The sequence below is a fragment of the Rhodoblastus acidophilus genome, from assembly GCF_009720655.1.
Taxonomy (GTDB): Bacteria; Pseudomonadota; Alphaproteobacteria; order Rhizobiales; family Beijerinckiaceae; genus Rhodoblastus; species Rhodoblastus acidophilus_A.
Window position 1 is genome coordinate 84,298 of the sequence record NZ_WNKS01000010.1, and the last position, 14,761, is coordinate 99,058.

Below are 14,761 nucleotides of genomic sequence, written 5' to 3' on the forward strand. Positions count from 1 at the left end.
GTCAGGCCATGGTTTCGATATCCAGCGCGACGATCACCCTGTCCTTCGAAGAGAGATCGCCAATGATTTTCGTGATCGGCGGCGGCAGGCGGCGCACCAGCGTCGGGATGGCGACGATCTCGTCCGCCTGGGCGCGCTCCGGAGCCTTCACCAGGTCGATCACCTCGAGTTCGCAGGGACCGCGAAGATGCTCCTCGCAGACCCGCTTCAGATTGGCCAGGGCGGCGATGGAGCGCGGCGAGCCGCCAGCGATATAAAGCCGCAGGCGCCAGCGCGCCGTGTCGAGCTCGTCGCTCATGTCGCCGCTCCCGCGTGGTCGAACAGCTCGACGCCGCGCGCCTTGACGATGAACAGGTCGCGCCGACATTGGCCGCCGCGGACAAGGCGGCGCCTCGCCTTGGGCAGGACTGCGCCGGTGATTTTGTCCGGACCCTTCAAGCCAGAGGGCGTCATGACGAACGCCTGCGCCTGCGCGTTCACGGAAAAAGACCTTTCCGGCCGGATCGGCGCCGACCTCAAGTCGATGGGGATTTGCTTTCGCGCACCATGCCCTAAGCAAACATTCGTTGGTCGCCCAACGAATGTTTGCTTAGGTTCTTTTGTTTTCGCAGAATTTTCATCCGAAAACCGGTGACCACTTTTCGGAAATCCTGCTTAGAGCCCGTTCGCCGAACGGCTCCAGTCTTTTGTTTCTACGCGTTTTCTTCACGCGAACCGGCATCCACTTCGCTCGAAAACGCTCTAATGACGCGCGCGCGTCTCCTCCCCTGTTCCCTCGCCCTCCCGACCCGGCGGCTTGGCGCCGAGCAAACCGATGGCGAGGCATTTGCGCACGAGTTCGGCCAGACTGCCGCCGCCCATCTTCTTCTTCACGGCGGCGCGGTGGCTGTCGACGGTGCGGACGCTCAAGCCCATGTCATAGGCGATGAGCTTGTTGGGCAAGCCGCTGATCAGCTTGATGAGAACTTCTTTCTCGCGCGCGGTGAGCTTGGCGAGGTTTTCGCGCGTCGCGGCGAGATCGGGCGGCTCCGCCACCTCCCCGACCATTTTGCAGGCGCCGCGAACGGCCGCGAGCAGCGCGCCCGCCGAGCAGGGCTTTTCGATGAAGTCCGACGCGCCCTTCTTCATGGCCTCGACGGCGAGGGCGAGATTGGCGTGAGCGGTGATGACGATGACCGGCAAGGTGAGGCCGCGCTGCCGCAGGCTGACGATGAGATCGATTCCGCTGACGCCGGGCAGCCGCACGTCGGTGACGACGCATCCTCGCGTCTTGGCGTCGACTTTGGCAAGAAACTCCGCCGCGCTGGCGTATGTCTGCGTCTCGAATCCCTCGCCGCGCAGGAGGATCCCGAGCGTTTCGCGAATGACCTCATCGTCGTCGATCACATGGACAATCATATAGCGACAGCTCCACCACATCCTATTCAGAATAAGCCTCGCCGTCGCAATATCCATCGGCGCCCGAATCGGAACTTGGCAATAATTAGGATCGCGCGGAAAAGCGCTTAAAAGCGTCGAATCTGCCTTATCTATCCTGTCATTAAGGCAAGAGAGGCAGCGAATCAACATGTAAAACGAACAACAATATCGTATAGCCAAGCTTCAGGCGTTTTTTTGCTAAGCTGAACCTTCAGAGAACCGCAATTTCGCACAAAAAATCCGTATAAACCGCAGCGCGCCTTGAGCGAAACTTTTGCCCCGCCCCCGCGTTTGGTCGTCTCGGCGTCCGCCGACATTTCACGAAAGAGTTGGAAGACATGACTTCGGACACGACGGAGACCTCGACGTTCCGGCCGGCATGGCGCCTTGGAAGCGAGGCGATGACAATGACCGAACAGGCCACGGTGCACATCATCGACGACGAAGCAGACGTCCGCCACGCGATGGAGCTTCTGCTCGAAGGCGCGGGATACAGGACGCGCAGCTACAATTCCGCCCGCGCCTTCTTCGATTCCGGCGACCGCGCGGGCAAGGGCTGCGTCGTCACCGACCTGCACATGCCCGACGCCAGCGGCATTGAAGTGCTGACGCAACTCCAGCAGAGCAGCCTCAACTTGCCGGTCGTCGTCGTGTCCGGCCACCGCGATATCGCCCTCGCCGTTCACGCGATGAAGAAGGGCGCGATCGATTTCATTGAAAAGCCGTTCTCCGCCGAGCGGCTGGTCGAGGCCGTAGCCACAGCGGTCCAGCGGGCCGAGCGCGCCCATGGCGATGCGACGGCGCCAACCCTGGCCATGCTCAGCCGGAGGGAGCAGGAGGTGCTCAACGGCGTTCTCGCCGGCAAGTCCAACAGGATCATCGGCCAGGAGCTGGAGATCAGCGAAAGGACGGTCGAATCGCATCGCGCGTCGATCATGCGCAAGACCGGCGCCCGCAACCTCGCCGAACTGGTGCGGCTGGCGGCGGCGCACGGATAGGGATGTCCTGGGACGGACGCGCCCGCGTTGGACCGCGGGCGTCCATCCCGCAAAACGCCTAGCTTACGCCGTCCAGCGCCGCGAACGCGGAGCTGGCTTCTGCCCGGTCAGCACGCGCGCCGACGCGACGCCGACGAGGATCACCACCTCGCCCTGGTCATTCTTGACGAAGATGCTGCCGGAGGCCTGTTCGCCCGCGTCGCGGGCCATGTCGCCGATGACGCCCCATGCGGCGGAAAGGTCGGAACAGATTTGCGCGCTCTTGAAGTTGATGGAGCCGTCGGGTTTACGCAGAAAGAACTGATAACACGCCATCGGCGTTCCTACTCGAGAGAAACCAGCGAACGACAGGTCTAGAGCATTTTCAAGCGAAGTGGATGCCGGTTCGCGTGAAGAAAATGCGTCAAAACAAGAATCTAGAACTTTTTCATGTTTCCATGAAACGAGAAAAAGCTCTAGGGCGCCCGGCGGGCGCGGCGCGTCAGGCCGGGCGCCAAGTGGGGGGCGGCGTTGCCGCCTCGCGCGCGGAGCCGACGGCCATGAGTATGCTGACCAGTTCGTCGATTGGCCCCATCGTCGTTCTCCCCTTCGCCGCTGTGGCGGACGCCGCGTCTTCGCGTGTCATCCGTTTATCCCTTCGGTCGAGCGGAACCCTAACGAAGGCCCGCGCGGTAGACAATGCGAGGAATTCCCTGGGTATTTCTACGCGTCCCCGCGTCAGACGCCGCGAAAAAAGGCCCATCCGCTCGCACAAAATGAAGATCTGTACGATTGTCCGTTTCGCGCTAAAGGAGTAATAATAGCCTCGGATTAGAATGCTGGAACTTTGATCAACACGGTGGCGGCGCGACGCGCCGCATGAATGGTCTATATCGCCATGCTGCGCGAACTTGAGCCGAGCCAATCCGAACGCCGCCAGAAACTGCACGTCCAGGCGTCGTCCGCTCACGACCTTATGCTTGCGCTGATGGATTTCGCCAGCGCGCAGAAAACCGCCGCAGCTCTCGAAGCGGACAGACTCGCGGAATGTCCGACCTGCCAGACGTGCGGACACAACGAGCGCAAGTGCGTCAGGGGCCTCTATGTCAAGGGCCTGCGCCGCGAGGTTGACGACGACGCCGAACTTTTACGCCTGCGCGGACAAGGCTGCCACGTTCAGGTGGTCGAGGCCGAGCGCCTCGCCGCCGTGGCGCCTGACCTGCTCGGCGTCCTCCGGCGCGCAATCGCAGCCGAGTGAGCATGCTGCGGCGTTGCTCCGCGCACAGACGACGCCGTGATCAATCATGCGCCCGCCCGAGCCATGCCGCGCCAATCTTTTGTCGTGAACGCCAGCGCGCCCCTTTCCGCTGACCGTCTCGCTCACCCTGTCCCCAGCCCTGTGCGCGCTGCTGCTGCTGCTGCCGAAGCAGCCCGCGCGCGGCCTTCAACTGGAGGTTCAACGGCCTGTCCAGGGGCTATGACGCTCTGGTCTTCGTTCGCGGCGCGCCGCCGCTGATACTGGCGACCGGCGCCGGCGCCGAACTGCGCCAAGCCCTGGGAACGGCGGTGTTCTTCGGCATGTTGGGCGCGACCGTCTTCGGCTTGATTTTTACGCCCACGTCCTATGTCCTGCGCCGCACGCGGAGGGGCGGTCCTTGGCCCGAGCGACAGCCTGAGCCGCCGGCAAAGAGCTTGTGATGTCCCTGTCGCATAAGGGTGAAATGGTGGGAGAGGTAGGACTCGAACCTACGAAGGCATAGCCAGGGGATTTACAGTCCCCCCCCTTTGCCGCTCGGGACACTCTCCCATTGCCGATTTTCATCAGCACGCCAGACTGATCTGGCGACGAAAAAGGCCGTTGCGGCGGCCCATCGTGGGGGCCTTATCGCGAGTTCGGCCGAGTCTGTCAACTGCAAAAAACACGGCCGTTTCTTGCCAAATCCGGCGCCGCGTGACAGGACGAAGCTGGAGACGGTCATGAGAAAATCCAGCAAACCCCCGTTCGGCGCGAAAACCGCGCGCGGCAAACCGGCGCCCGCGGCGAAAGGCGGGCGGCCGGCGGCGCGGCCAGCGGGAGACGTCGCTTTCCGCCGTCCCTCCGCCGAACTGACAATCATTTTTGGGTACCACGCGGTCCGGGAAGTTTTGCGCGCCAAGAAACGCAAGGCGCTCGACCTGTTCGCCACCCCGGCGGCGGCGGAAAAGTTGCAGCCGGAGATCGCAGCGTCCGACGTGACGACGCATGTCGTCGCGCCCGAGGTGTTGGACGCGCGTCTTGGCTCCGACGCCGTGCACCAGGGCGTGCTGCTGGAAGCGCGGCCCCTGCCCGCCCTCGACATCGCCGACATCGCGATAAACTCCGGTCTCGTGCTGGCGCTCGACCAGATCACCGACCCGCACAATGTCGGCGCGATTCTGCGCACGGCCGCCGCCTTCGCCGTGGACGCCGTGATCGTCACCGAGCGCCATGCGCCCGAGTTTTCCGGCATTCTGGCCAAAACGGCGTCGGGGGGGCTGGAGCACGTTCCGCTCGTCGAGGTGGTCAATCTCGCCCGCGCCCTGGACCAGTTGGGCGAAGCCGGGTTTTTGCGCGTGGGGCTGGATTCGGAGGGGCCGGCCAGCCTGGAGGATACGGTTCTGTCGCGCCCCGCCGTGCTGCTGCTTGGCGCCGAAGGCAAGGGGTTGCGGCGGCTGACACGAGAAAAATGCGATATCCTGGCTCGGCTCGACATGCCCGGCGCGGTCAAGAGCCTCAACGTTTCCAATGCGTGCGCCGTGGCGCTGACACTGGCGCGGCGCGCGCTCGCCGAATCGTCGTAAGCGCCGCGTGCGGGTTGCGTGGGTCGCGCGGGTTTGTTGGCAGAGGAACCTTCGCCGGCGTCGCACGGAGATAGCACATCGGCTTTGCAAGCCTTTGCCTGTCAACTTATTACACTTATATCTCAATGATTTATGGATTTTCCCTCCCAAATTGGGAGACTTTTGGGAAACTTTTGCAAATACCTCCCCGATGCGGTAAGGGGTGATCGCGTCGCCGGATTAGCACAGCGGTAGTGCAGTGGTTTTGTAAACCAAAGGTCGGGGGTTCGATCCCCTCATCCGGCACCATTCCTGAACAGAAATGCGAACCGGGGGCGTATTCGATCGCCCTGGTTTGATCGGCGGTTGAAAATTTGATTTTCGGCCGACGACGTGGATTTTCGCCTCCGATACGATGATTCGATCGACCACCGCGGTGAGCCACGCCTTGCGGGCTGAGACGTCGCCGGTGCAGAGCTTTTCGCGCAAGTCTTGCGTCATCGTCTCGATTGCCGCCGGATCAACATCGAGCGGAGCCGAGCTGGCGGCGAGGGCTCGGTCCCGGGACAAAACCGCAAGATCGCGCCGCTCGACGAGTTTCGCCATTCGATCCTTGAGCGAAGGCTCGTCCGGCGAAACGATCTGCTTTTCCACCAATCGATACAGCTGATCGAGCGCCGTTTGCGCTTCCATGGCTTCCCGTTGCAAGGCGGCGATTCGCGTGTGCTCGGATGTTTGGGCTTTCAGCCGCCGTTCGCGAAGGGCCGACAGCATCGCGTAGACCCGATCGAACGTTACGAGTTCGCCGATGATTGCGGTCATGACTTTTTCTTCTGCGACCGGACGCGAGATGCGCATGCCCGCGCAGGCCAGAACGCCCTTCTTCCGCTTGTTCTGACATTCGTAATACGTGTACTGGGTTCCAGTTCGTGAGGTCCCCGTGCCGGCGGTCATGGCGCCGCCACATTGAGAACACTGAATCAGGCCGCCAAATAGCGAGGGGCCGCCGCTCAGACGCGGCGCACGAATTGCGGGATGACGAGACTGGAGCAGTTCCTGTACCCTGTCATAATCCGCTTGGGCGATGATCTGCGGCACCGAAATGGTGAAGACTTTGTTTTTCGGGTTTTCACGACCGTACTTATCGACGACATTCCACCGTCTGTTACCTGCATACGCTTCACGGGTCAGAATCTCGTGGACCGTTCCAGTTCCGAACAAACCGCCGCCGCGCGAGCGAATTCCCAGACCATTGACATGTTCGGCGATGGCTTTCACCCCCATTGGCCCGCTCGCTCCATTGCCGCGCAACGCCAGCTTGAACATGAGACGCACGTTGGCAGCCTCGACGGGATCGATCTCCCATTTTCTCTTTATTTTCCCGCCGATTTTGTCGGCATCGACACTGCGCCAGCCGTAAGGGGTGGTGGCCCCATTCGAAAACCCCAGCTTCGCGGTCGCCGTCATGCCGCGCATCGTTCCGATTCGCGCGTCATGAACCTTCATTTCATTTACGACGCCCAGCATCTTGCGCAGGAGTGGCCCACTCGTCTCATCGTGGATGTTTTCGGTCTGCGAGATGACCCGAACACCGTTCCTTTCGAGTTCCGCAACGGAAGTTTCCTGATCACCGACCGACCGAAAGCCGCGGCTCAGGCTATGAACCAGAATCGCGTCGAACGGCGGCGGCGACGTGCGAGCACGGTCGAGCAACGACCGAAATCCACGGCGATTGAGGTTTGATGCGGAATTGCCGTCGTCGATTACGACGTCGATCACAATCCAGTTCTCGCGCGCGGCCCATGCGCGCATCTGGAGCTGCTGTTCCTCCAGGCTCAAGAGGTTTTCAGCCTGCTTGTCGGTCGAAACCCTGATGTATAGCACGACCCGTAGGCGGCCAGTAACGGGCAATAATGTTGCTTCACGCCTACGTCGCATAATACCCCTCCTGAAGTCGGACAGACCATCGCCAAACGATTTGCGTTTGAGCCGCACCACCTGGCCCGGTCGCCGAAATTATGTGCGCTTCCACGATTCGAGCGCGATATTCACCCATTCCTGAAACCCGCCTTCCAGCGCGTCGAGTTCGGGACCGTTGACATGATCGATGGGAAGCGCGGATAGCTCAACGATGAGATCAGCATTTGACTGCGACGAGCGACAACCCTTGGGAAGACGAGGCCTGCGGCGGACGTCCGCGGAATACTCGACCGCGTTGCTCCTCCCCTCCCGCCGATCTCTGCCCACCGCCGCCTCCTGTCGAGGCTGCGATCAGAATGCGACTTCGAAGGCCGGTCTCCCTTGCCAATTGGTACCGGAACATTTTTTCACGGCGCCAGATCCAACGACCCGGATCAGACGCGCCAAAAGCCGCGCGCCCAGTAAATATCGTCGCCGTTCTGGACGCCGCTTAGGCCAATGCCGTTCGCGTCGCGATCAACATCCGCATATATATGCGGGTATCCGGCGGCGTTGAGGGATGACAACGGGCGAGGGCCCATACCGGCCATCGGTGTTATCGATATGACCCCTTCGCGCTCAAGGATCGCTTTGAAGATCTCCGGCAGTTGGGACGAATGAACAACAGAGCGAAGCATTATGTCGACGCTCATTAGCGCCTTCGTCTTCGCCGAAATGCGCTCCGGTTGCGTCTGAAGGTCGCGATACATACTTAGAAGCTCAGACATCAACGGGCGCATAGCCGCCGTGTTCGCTTTAAGCCTCCTGCCCGCAGCCAACTCCGCGACGAGCGTTGCACCGTGGAAAAGTTCTATCTCCGGGTCTTTGTCGCCGAGATTTATTGTGTCAGGCCAGACAAACGCCGGGTTTACGCCAGTGTATAGGGCGATGTTCATTTTGTCGACGAAGGACGTGCTGTTGGCCGTTTGCGTTTCCTCGTCGCAAAACAACGCCTTGCTTGCAGTATGATCCCCAGGAAATTTCGCTTTCCGCAGTGTTCGCTTGATCCAGCGTTGGCCGGACACCAAGTCTTCGTAAACGCATATCGCCTTATTGATTTGAATGATCGCGTCCGTCAGTTCAAGCGCTCGAATGAACAGGCTTTCGTCGTCGCCATTCTTGAGCCAATGCTTGCGCAGCGGGCGATCTGTGCGGTGGAGCAAGTCGGGTTCGCACAACTCTTCCTCGCGGCTTTGCAGCACCGAGCCGCGCTCCATAGTCCCCTTGACCACCTCTTCGCTCAGGCCCGCCCAGTAAAAAGCGTGATCCGCCATTCCTGTCGCTCCGGTGCATTTGTAATAGGCACCCCATGCGATTCTCATTCGGTATGTGAACAGTGCGCGAGCGTCTTTGAGTTTTTTTAAGATTTCATCGTCCGAAGGCGCGCCCCGGGGCGCGCGGTCAGGCGATTTATCGCCCGTGCGCGGTTCCTTTTTCGCGAGAGCGGGAAGGATCGCCCATACCGCAGGCATATTGTATCTGCCGACCGAGCGTCTTGCGTTTTCCGACATGACTGTCATGACGCGACCCTCCGATATGTAGGCCGCTTCCGCCGTGGCGGCGTCTGACGCACGGTCGAGAGCGTCGATCCTCAGCCCTGCGCGCGCCGTTGCGAAGAGTTCGCCCACGCTTTGCTTAAGATCCAACCGGACATGGAGCGCCCGCAATCGCGTCGACGTTCGCACAACGCCGACGATCGCAACCAGTTTTTCGCTGAAAACCTTGATGATACTCATCGAACTCCACCGCGTTACAAGCATGCACAAAAACCAAGGCCATACCTCGATTTTTGAACGCGGGGTTCATCTAGGGGATAAGAGAGAAAGTACCCGCTAAAAAGCCGGCCTGTCAAGGGCAATCGTACCGGTTATGTTCGCGTAGGCAGCCGGGGCGCGGCGTGCTCCAACCGGAGAGGATCTCTCGGTGAGGGCGATCTGGCACGAGGAAAACCGACATCGGTTCATTTTGGAGCGAGTTCGGCGCATGTTCCCTGTGCGTCTATCGCGCGGCGAGCATGTTCGATCGCTTCAAGGACAAGTGCATCGTTGTAAACGGTGACAGTCGTTTCCGCCGCCACGGCGAGCGCCCGCGCCGGCGACATGCCGAAGCCCGTGAGCACCACCATTTGGTGGTGGATCAATGGGCGAAGTTCTTCGAGAGTAGGGAATTCAGCGGTCATTTCGCAAAACTCATTCCGGGTGGGAGGGGCGCGCATTGGATGCTGGCGATTGTCGGATAATGTCCCGCAGGGCATTGCCCGTTCGCCAGATAGCATGCGGCAGGCGGTTGCTGCGCGCAAGCGACGGGTTTGCAGTTCTTAAGCATCGCGCCGTCTCGCAGGTATTGAGAGACGGCGGCCGCGCGCTCGGGGCTTGCCTTGGCGAGATCCAGGAGCTTTGCGCCCGTGGTAGCTGGAAAAGTTGGATCAAGAACCGAGCGCACAAGATCGGCCTGCGCAGCATTTTTTGGCACGACGGGAAAGCCGGCCCGCGCCACCAGGCGGGCGTCTTCCATCGACATTATGCCAAGTGCGCGAATGAATTCGCTGAAGTCGATGTTCGCCGTCAGCCGGCTCGCGGTCTCCTCGTCGATCTCGGCTGCAGCGAAGGTGAGCTTTGTTCGACCCGGCGCGTTGTCGAGCCGATGCGCAAGCCAGATCAGCGCCTCAAAGCTTTTGGCAGGCGTGTTTGAATGCTTGAAGAGATCGACCAAGGCGTGCTGACCGGCTGGGCTCCACATACGCGCAATCTCTATCAGCGCCGCGCGCGCCTCTGGTTTCGTCGCGAGAAAGGAACGCAGGTCTAGCGGCTCGATCGCCTCAACATTGATGCCAGCGGCCGTCAGGCGATCAAGTGCCGCGATCCGGCCGCCGCGCAAGTGATCCATCACCGTCGGAAAGCGCATCGCCAAGCCGGCGACGCATAGGACGATGACGAGAAGGCAAGCGCCGGCCGCAAGGCCGACGGCATATCGTGTCGGCAACCGCAGATCGGGGGCGCTTTGCCCCCAAGCCCGGCGGGCGACCGCGCCTTCTTCGCGGCGAAGACGATTCGCCTCGTCGCGAAAAGGGTTTCTCATTGGTCGGCGCCCGACTTCTGGTGCGCAGCGGCACGTGACAGCGCTTCTGTCACAGCAACGCCCAGGGTTTCTGTGACTTCCGCCATGTAATCAGCCGCGAAGCAGCGAACGTCAGCACTGAAGAGCTGCTCGGCGATCGCGCGATCGTCGGGGGCGAGCTTTTCGAAATTGCCGAAAGCGACATCCGCCAATGACAGACCAAGCGAGGCGGCATTATCGACCAGAAACCTGGAGGCATTGGGGACTTCGCATTCGACGGCGTAAGCGAGGCCGGCCGCGCGCGCGCTGGTCTTCTCCCAGTAGTGGTAATCGTCTTTTTCATGGCCTTGGCCGAGTTGACGCGCCCACACGAGCCCAATGCCGTGCTGCTTCGCGATGTCAACCGCGCGAACCGCTTCCGTCTGAACGAAATTGCAGCTTGTGACGGGGTGGACCCACACGATACGGACGCCGGCCGCCTTCGCTAAGGTGCTAACACGGGGGAGAAGTTCCATTACGAGTTGCTGCTTCCCTGCACCAACATCCATCAGGGCTGCATCTGCGACACGTTCCTTCAATTCGTTGATCGCGCGAACGATATATCCCCTGGCCGTCGGTGACTGCAAATCGACGGAGCGCGCATCGGGATAGAGCGTCAGAGTGCTGGAATTACCGACGTCGGCGTCAAGAACTGTAATCCGCAGGCCGAGCATCATCAGCATGCTGTGGAGCAGTTGCGTCGCGAAGGATTTTCCGATTCCGCCGCGCTGCGCACATATCAATATCCAGAGATATTTGAATTGTTCGATTTTTAGATGCATGGGACAACTCCATCGGGCGTCTTGGGATGTTCGACGTCGCTCGCGCAGCCCGAAATCGCGGCGAAGCCGTTACTTGAGCCGACCGTAGGTGACGGGAATGGGTTCGCTCGGCCTGGCGTTCTCCTCGTTATGAAAAGCAGGCGCACGCGCCGGGGTGGACGGGGGAGAGGCTAGATCAAAAAGGATGGGTTCGGCGTCGGCGGGCGCCTTCGAGACGGCAAGATCGGCGGCCAGCGCGGCTTCGCTGCTCTCGCGCGGACCCGGCGCTCTGGCGGGGGCCGTAGCGAGGACGCTGACAGTGGCTTCTGATCCGGCTGCCGATTCCCATGGAACTTGCGCGCCCTCGATGAGCGCCTGAACCGCCTTCAGAAACCGGCCCCCCTCGTCGGAGTTGGCAACCTCCTGAACGAGTTGGCTGTCCTCGGCGTCAAAAGCTTGCCTGACATTTTTTTCTGTCGCGTGGTCGTACCCAACAGCCTGGAAGATTTGTGCTATGCGCTTCCAGCCCAGCTGCTTGTAAATCCGATCGATCCACGCACGCGCCAGCTGAACCGCGCAGGTCAAAGAAATCTCGCGTCGGCCTTCCCGGTGCGCCTTCTTGATCTCGCAAAATAGGCGATCCAGCATGCTCGAGCCACCCGAAGGCAAGATGTCCGGGACGCATGACATGGCGGCCGCATCGAGGCACTTGGAGTGTTCGTCGTTCAGGCTGCGGGTCATCGGGCGCTCCGGTCAAGGTCGCCGTGACGCTATGGGGGCGTCAGAAATAAAAATACCGTCTCAATTGGGCCCGGTGAATTAACTTCATAAAATGGACTGTGTTTATCCAGTTAACGCAGACACCTGCCGAGTCTGGATGAACCGCGAGCAGAATCCGAAACGGCCTGATCGACAAAGTCCGGCTCATTCCGGACCTTCCCGACGAGGCCCGTGACCGTCCCGTGTTGACCTAAAGCCGTCGGTCGCCAACCTTGGTCGTTGCTTACCAAGATGGCCAAACCAGGCGTGGCGCGGGCGTCGCGAGCGCTGCCCTGATGCGCATCGGAACTCGGCGGCTTGCTTGGCTAGGCCGCCCGCTCGCCGATGTTCATATCGATCCCTGAAAGAAAGCCCTCGATGTTGCGGCTCAACAATTCCGAGAGCCGCGCCAAATCTCGCGCCACCTCGCCAACAGCATCGGCCGACATCTGCGTGTCTTCGGTCGAACGATGCACCTGACCGACGCTCGTCGCCAACTGCTCTGAGCCTTGCGAGGCCACGACAATGGAGCGCGCGATTTCATCGGTCGCCTCGCCCTGCTGCACGACGGCGGCCGAAATGGCGCTGGAAAACTGGTCCACGTGCTCGATGGTTTCCTCGATTTCCCCGATCGCGCGTCGCGCCTCATCAGAGGCGCTCTGAACCGCCGTCACCTGGGCGCGGATGTCGCCCGTCGCCGATGCCGTCTGATTGGCGAGGGTCTTGACTTCATTGGCGACGACTGCGAAGCGCCTTGCCGGCGCCTGCGGCTTATATGGTGGCGTTCAGGGCCAGCAAGTTCGACTTGTTGGCGATGTCGTTGATCAGCGCGATCACGCCTTCGATCTTGCCGCTAGCGGCCCCCATGTGATGAACGATGTCGCGTAGGCTGTAAGTCTTACGCACTGCGGTCGCGGATGTTTCCGCCGCCGAACGCACCTGAGCGCCGACCTCGCGAACCTTGGCCGACAATTGCTCGGCCGCCGCCGCGACCGTCTGAACTCTGACGAGGCCGCGCGTTGCGATGCAGAGTTCACAACTCCCGCAAGGTGCCTCCCGCTTTCCGCATTGCTTTTCAACGTGGTGGCGGTGCCTTCCGTCCTGACGACCGCTTGGGCTACACTTTGCAGGACGCCGTTGACGCTTTGGCGGAATTCGGCGATGCGCCGTTCTGTCTCCGGATTCACGTGCAGGGCACGCGCCGAATGTTCCTTGTCCGCGCGACGGTTTTGCGCATCGGCGATCAGCGACCCTCGCCAACCTTCCAGCGCCCGCGCCAGCGGACCAAGTTCGTCGGCGCGGTCCTGCTCGGCTACCGGCGATGCGGTATCGCCCGCCCCCAGCCGAACTACGCTGTTCTCGAGAGCTGCGAGCGGCCTCAGGATCGAGCGACGCACAGACCAGCCTACAACTGCGACGAGCGCGACGGCGAACGCGACCACTGCCCCCACCAACCATTGCACGCGCGCGGCCATCGAAGCCGCATCGCTTTCTATTGCGGCATGATCGGCGTCGATCAGTCGGATGAGTTCAAGGACGGCCACGTGGTGACGATCAAAGGCGTCGGACAGCATCGTGAACGCAGTTTCGGCGCCATCCCGGTCTCCGCGCTCCAGCGCGGGGAAGAACTCCTTTTCGGCAAGGGAGAAGAACTTTTCCGCCTCTTCGTAGACGGGACCGGTCAGTAGGCGCTTTTGGGCGTCCGCGAGAGAGGCGGTTTCCCAGAAAGCATACCGCTTTTCGAACGCCTTGCGGTGACCGGCCTCGTCCTGTTTCGCCTTGGCGAACTTTTCTGGGTGAGTCGCGCGCGCCGCCTCCAAAACGGCCAGATAGGCCTCGACGACGAAGAGCGCTGGCGGCTCTGCGTCATTGGATATAACGGAATTGTCCGAAAGCATTTGATAGACGGGGCCGCCAATGCGTAAATGCGAGAAGGCGTAGGTCCACTCTCCGACAACCAGGGCCAAGGTCATCCGTTGGCTTCGATCCGTTCGACAGATGTAACAACTTTCTTAACAAGACCATAAGTTGAATTCTGATGCGCCTGCAGGTCGATGAAACGGTTCAACAGCCCAGTTAGATCGTCCTGCGCAGCGGCTATCGTTTTTGCCAATCCGTCCATTTCTCCGCGGAGCGCGTCGATCCGTTCGCTTGGCGTCATTTCGTTCCAGTTCTTGGCCACAGAGCGTCTCCTTACTTTTAAAGAATTACCCAATTCGCCCTGGACGACTTCGGCGCGGGAATGTCGTCGTTTTGCTATCTCAAGCACCTTCCTGTGGATTATTTGAAAATTGACGGCAGCTTCGTCAAAGACATGCTCCATGATCGGATCGATCGCGCAATGGTTGAAATGATCCACCACCTTGCCCGCACCACCGGCAAGAAAACTGTTGCGGAATTTGTCGAAAACGCGGATTTGCTGGAAGCGCGTCGATTACGCACAAGGCTATTTCGTCGGCATGCCGGAGCCTTTCGCCGAAGATTGCGAATGGGTTCATCCCACCAGCGAAATTGCAATGTCCCCATGCCAGTCCGGCTTAGAGCCATCTTGCGGCGACGCAGCCGTCGCCGCAGCGTAAAACGCAACGCCTTCTCGGACCTTGCTGTTCCAGATGCTCCGGCGGCCCCAGTATGCCCCCGACCCGCTATCGACTTCGGCTCAATGGCGGCAGGATCTGTCCGTCGCCAACTTCCTCGTCAAGGCCGACGAAATAGCCAGCACCCAGAAACGGGCGTCGTGGATGGCGAAGCAATAGGAATTTTCCCTTTTTTGCAAAAGTTATCGATTGGTTCAGGCGGCTCGGAGTTTCTGCTTCTGGCGCATTGCGGTCAAATCCCGCGAACGTCAGGCCGAGACAAGTACGCGTCTGCCCGAATGCAGCGCGTTGGCGCGCCCTGCATTCCTCCTGCCCAAACAACCAGGCGCTTGTATTGGCCTTAAAGCAAACCTAGGCACGCGCAATCTTTAAAGGGTAGGTATAAGGTTACATC

Annotated in this window: 17 protein-coding genes, 2 tRNA genes and 2 pseudogenes; 7 read left to right on the forward strand and 14 right to left on the reverse strand. The window is 60.7% G+C overall.

Going from position 1 to position 14,761, the window contains the following annotated elements; translation table 11 throughout:
• Position 1 precedes the first annotated feature (1 nt).
• The 3 genes from GJ654_RS12335 to GJ654_RS12345 all read right to left on the reverse strand — a co-directional run bounded on the left by GJ654_RS12335 (position 2) and on the right by GJ654_RS12345 (position 1,398).
• Positions 2 to 298: a circadian clock KaiB family protein gene (locus GJ654_RS12335; RefSeq protein WP_155446454.1), complete on the reverse strand. Its 297-nt coding sequence runs from the start codon at positions 296 to 298 to the stop codon at positions 2 to 4.
• Positions 295 to 453, reverse strand: a complete 159-nt coding sequence (locus tag GJ654_RS12340) for a hypothetical protein (RefSeq protein ID WP_155446455.1) — start codon at positions 451 to 453, stop codon at positions 295 to 297. Before GJ654_RS12340 ends, GJ654_RS12335 begins: the two co-directional genes overlap by 4 nt.
• 288 nt (positions 454 to 741) lie before the next feature.
• Complete coding sequence (locus tag GJ654_RS12345) at positions 742 to 1,398, reverse strand: response regulator transcription factor (protein ID WP_155446456.1); 657 nt, start codon at positions 1,396 to 1,398, stop codon at positions 742 to 744.
• Positions 1,399 to 1,826: 428 nt separating this feature from the next.
• On the opposite strand from GJ654_RS12345, the gene GJ654_RS12350 reads away from it, so the two are divergent.
• On the forward strand, positions 1,827 to 2,417 hold the full coding sequence (locus GJ654_RS12350; RefSeq protein ID WP_196305538.1) for a response regulator transcription factor: 591 nt from the start codon (positions 1,827 to 1,829) through the stop codon (positions 2,415 to 2,417).
• 63 nt (positions 2,418 to 2,480) lie between these two features.
• On the opposite strand, the gene GJ654_RS12355 is transcribed toward GJ654_RS12350, so the two are convergent.
• Complete coding sequence (locus tag GJ654_RS12355) at positions 2,481 to 2,732, reverse strand: hypothetical protein (RefSeq protein WP_155446458.1); 252 nt, start codon at positions 2,730 to 2,732, stop codon at positions 2,481 to 2,483.
• 547 nt (positions 2,733 to 3,279) lie between these two features.
• Here GJ654_RS12355 and GJ654_RS12360 point away from each other — a divergent pair.
• Positions 3,280 to 3,654 carry a hypothetical protein gene (locus tag GJ654_RS12360; RefSeq protein WP_155446459.1) on the forward strand — a complete coding sequence of 125 codons (375 nt, stop codon included), beginning with the start codon at positions 3,280 to 3,282 and terminating at the stop codon, positions 3,652 to 3,654.
• 284 nt (positions 3,655 to 3,938) lie between these two features.
• A complete protein-coding gene (locus GJ654_RS12365; protein ID WP_425540387.1) occupies positions 3,939 to 4,094 on the forward strand; it encodes a hypothetical protein in 156 nt (51 codons plus the stop codon).
• A gap of 24 nt (positions 4,095 to 4,118) precedes the next feature.
• Here the strand turns inward: GJ654_RS12365 and GJ654_RS12370 are convergent.
• Positions 4,119 to 4,203: transfer RNA gene (locus GJ654_RS12370), tRNA-Tyr, on the reverse strand.
• A 170-nt stretch (positions 4,204 to 4,373) separates the two neighbouring features.
• Between GJ654_RS12370 and rlmB the strand changes: the two genes are divergently transcribed.
• From rlmB to GJ654_RS21240, 3 genes are all read left to right on the forward strand, one after another.
• Positions 4,374 to 5,216, forward strand: coding sequence for a 23S rRNA (guanosine(2251)-2'-O)-methyltransferase RlmB (gene rlmB / locus GJ654_RS12375; protein ID WP_155446460.1), 843 nt, complete (start codon positions 4,374 to 4,376; stop codon positions 5,214 to 5,216).
• Between the two features lie 213 nt (positions 5,217 to 5,429).
• Positions 5,430 to 5,504 (forward strand) — tRNA-Thr (locus tag GJ654_RS12380).
• A 183-nt stretch (positions 5,505 to 5,687) separates the two neighbouring features.
• Positions 5,688 to 6,128 (forward strand): hypothetical protein, encoded by a 441-nt coding sequence (locus GJ654_RS21240; RefSeq protein ID WP_246664727.1) that lies wholly within the window; start codon positions 5,688 to 5,690, stop codon positions 6,126 to 6,128.
• Here GJ654_RS21240 and GJ654_RS21690 read toward each other — a convergent pair.
• The 9 genes and pseudogenes from GJ654_RS21690 to GJ654_RS21475 all read right to left on the reverse strand — a co-directional run.
• Positions 6,066 to 7,133 (reverse strand): annotated as a pseudogene (locus GJ654_RS21690) (recombinase family protein); the annotation flags it as partial. The gene GJ654_RS21240 and the pseudogene GJ654_RS21690 overlap by 63 nt on opposite strands.
• Positions 7,134 to 7,549: 416 nt before the next feature.
• Positions 7,550 to 8,890, reverse strand: coding sequence for a hypothetical protein (locus GJ654_RS12395; RefSeq protein WP_155446461.1), 1,341 nt, complete (start codon positions 8,888 to 8,890; stop codon positions 7,550 to 7,552).
• 224 nt (positions 8,891 to 9,114) lie between these two features.
• Positions 9,115 to 9,333, reverse strand: a complete 219-nt coding sequence (locus GJ654_RS12400) for a hypothetical protein (protein WP_155446462.1) — start codon at positions 9,331 to 9,333, stop codon at positions 9,115 to 9,117.
• The gene (locus tag GJ654_RS12405) at positions 9,330 to 10,232 is read right to left on the reverse strand and encodes a hypothetical protein (protein ID WP_155446463.1); all 903 of its coding nucleotides are present in this window, start codon (positions 10,230 to 10,232) and stop codon (positions 9,330 to 9,332) included. Before GJ654_RS12405 ends, GJ654_RS12400 begins: the two co-directional genes overlap by 4 nt.
• The gene (locus GJ654_RS12410; RefSeq protein WP_155446464.1) at positions 10,229 to 11,032 is read right to left on the reverse strand and encodes a hypothetical protein; all 804 of its coding nucleotides are present in this window, start codon (positions 11,030 to 11,032) and stop codon (positions 10,229 to 10,231) included. The genes GJ654_RS12405 and GJ654_RS12410 overlap by 4 nt, the downstream gene beginning before the upstream one ends.
• Before the next feature lie 69 nt (positions 11,033 to 11,101).
• Positions 11,102 to 11,752 carry a hypothetical protein gene (locus GJ654_RS12415; protein WP_155446465.1) on the reverse strand — a complete coding sequence of 217 codons (651 nt, stop codon included), beginning with the start codon at positions 11,750 to 11,752 and terminating at the stop codon, positions 11,102 to 11,104.
• A gap of 344 nt (positions 11,753 to 12,096) precedes the next feature.
• Complete coding sequence (locus GJ654_RS12420) at positions 12,097 to 12,444, reverse strand: hypothetical protein (protein ID WP_155446466.1); 348 nt, start codon at positions 12,442 to 12,444, stop codon at positions 12,097 to 12,099.
• Between the two features lie 159 nt (positions 12,445 to 12,603).
• Positions 12,604 to 13,743: a HAMP domain-containing protein gene (locus GJ654_RS12425; RefSeq protein ID WP_155446467.1), complete on the reverse strand. Its 1,140-nt coding sequence runs from the start codon at positions 13,741 to 13,743 to the stop codon at positions 12,604 to 12,606.
• Entirely contained in the window at positions 13,740 to 13,952 is a 213-nt protein-coding gene (locus GJ654_RS21475; RefSeq protein WP_155446468.1) for a hypothetical protein, read from the reverse strand. Before GJ654_RS21475 ends, GJ654_RS12425 begins: the two co-directional genes overlap by 4 nt.
• Before the next feature lie 30 nt (positions 13,953 to 13,982).
• Here GJ654_RS21475 and GJ654_RS21480 point away from each other — a divergent pair.
• Positions 13,983 to 14,349, forward strand: a pseudogene (locus GJ654_RS21480) (EAL domain-containing protein); the annotation flags it as partial.
• Positions 14,350 to 14,761 lie beyond the last annotated feature (412 nt).

Excerpts from the sequence above, each read along its gene's own strand:
- GJ654_RS12335 (WP_155446454.1), bottom strand. The coding sequence starts at position 298 with ATGAGCGACGAGCTCGACACGGCGCGCTGGCGCCTGCGGCTTTATATC.
- GJ654_RS12395 (WP_155446461.1), bottom strand. The coding sequence starts at position 8,890 with ATGAGTATCATCAAGGTTTTCAGCGAAAAACTGGTTGCGATCGTCGGC.
- GJ654_RS12425 (WP_155446467.1), bottom strand. The coding sequence starts at position 13,743 with ATGACCTTGGCCCTGGTTGTCGGAGAGTGGACCTACGCCTTCTCGCAT.
- rlmB (WP_155446460.1), top strand. The coding sequence starts at position 4,374 with ATGAGAAAATCCAGCAAACCCCCGTTCGGCGCGAAAACCGCGCGCGGC.
- GJ654_RS12410 (WP_155446464.1), bottom strand. The coding sequence starts at position 11,032 with ATGCATCTAAAAATCGAACAATTCAAATATCTCTGGATATTGATATGT.
- GJ654_RS12340 (WP_155446455.1), bottom strand. The coding sequence starts at position 453 with ATGACGCCCTCTGGCTTGAAGGGTCCGGACAAAATCACCGGCGCAGTC.
- GJ654_RS12415 (WP_155446465.1), bottom strand. The coding sequence starts at position 11,752 with ATGACCCGCAGCCTGAACGACGAACACTCCAAGTGCCTCGATGCGGCC.
- GJ654_RS12355 (WP_155446458.1), bottom strand. The coding sequence starts at position 2,732 with ATGGCGTGTTATCAGTTCTTTCTGCGTAAACCCGACGGCTCCATCAAC.
- GJ654_RS12345 (WP_155446456.1), bottom strand. The coding sequence starts at position 1,398 with ATGATTGTCCATGTGATCGACGACGATGAGGTCATTCGCGAAACGCTC.
- GJ654_RS12360 (WP_155446459.1), top strand. The coding sequence starts at position 3,280 with ATGGTCTATATCGCCATGCTGCGCGAACTTGAGCCGAGCCAATCCGAA.
- GJ654_RS12400 (WP_155446462.1), bottom strand. The coding sequence starts at position 9,333 with ATGACCGCTGAATTCCCTACTCTCGAAGAACTTCGCCCATTGATCCAC.
- GJ654_RS12405 (WP_155446463.1), bottom strand. The coding sequence starts at position 10,232 with ATGAGAAACCCTTTTCGCGACGAGGCGAATCGTCTTCGCCGCGAAGAA.
- GJ654_RS12350 (WP_196305538.1), top strand. The coding sequence starts at position 1,827 with ATGACCGAACAGGCCACGGTGCACATCATCGACGACGAAGCAGACGTC.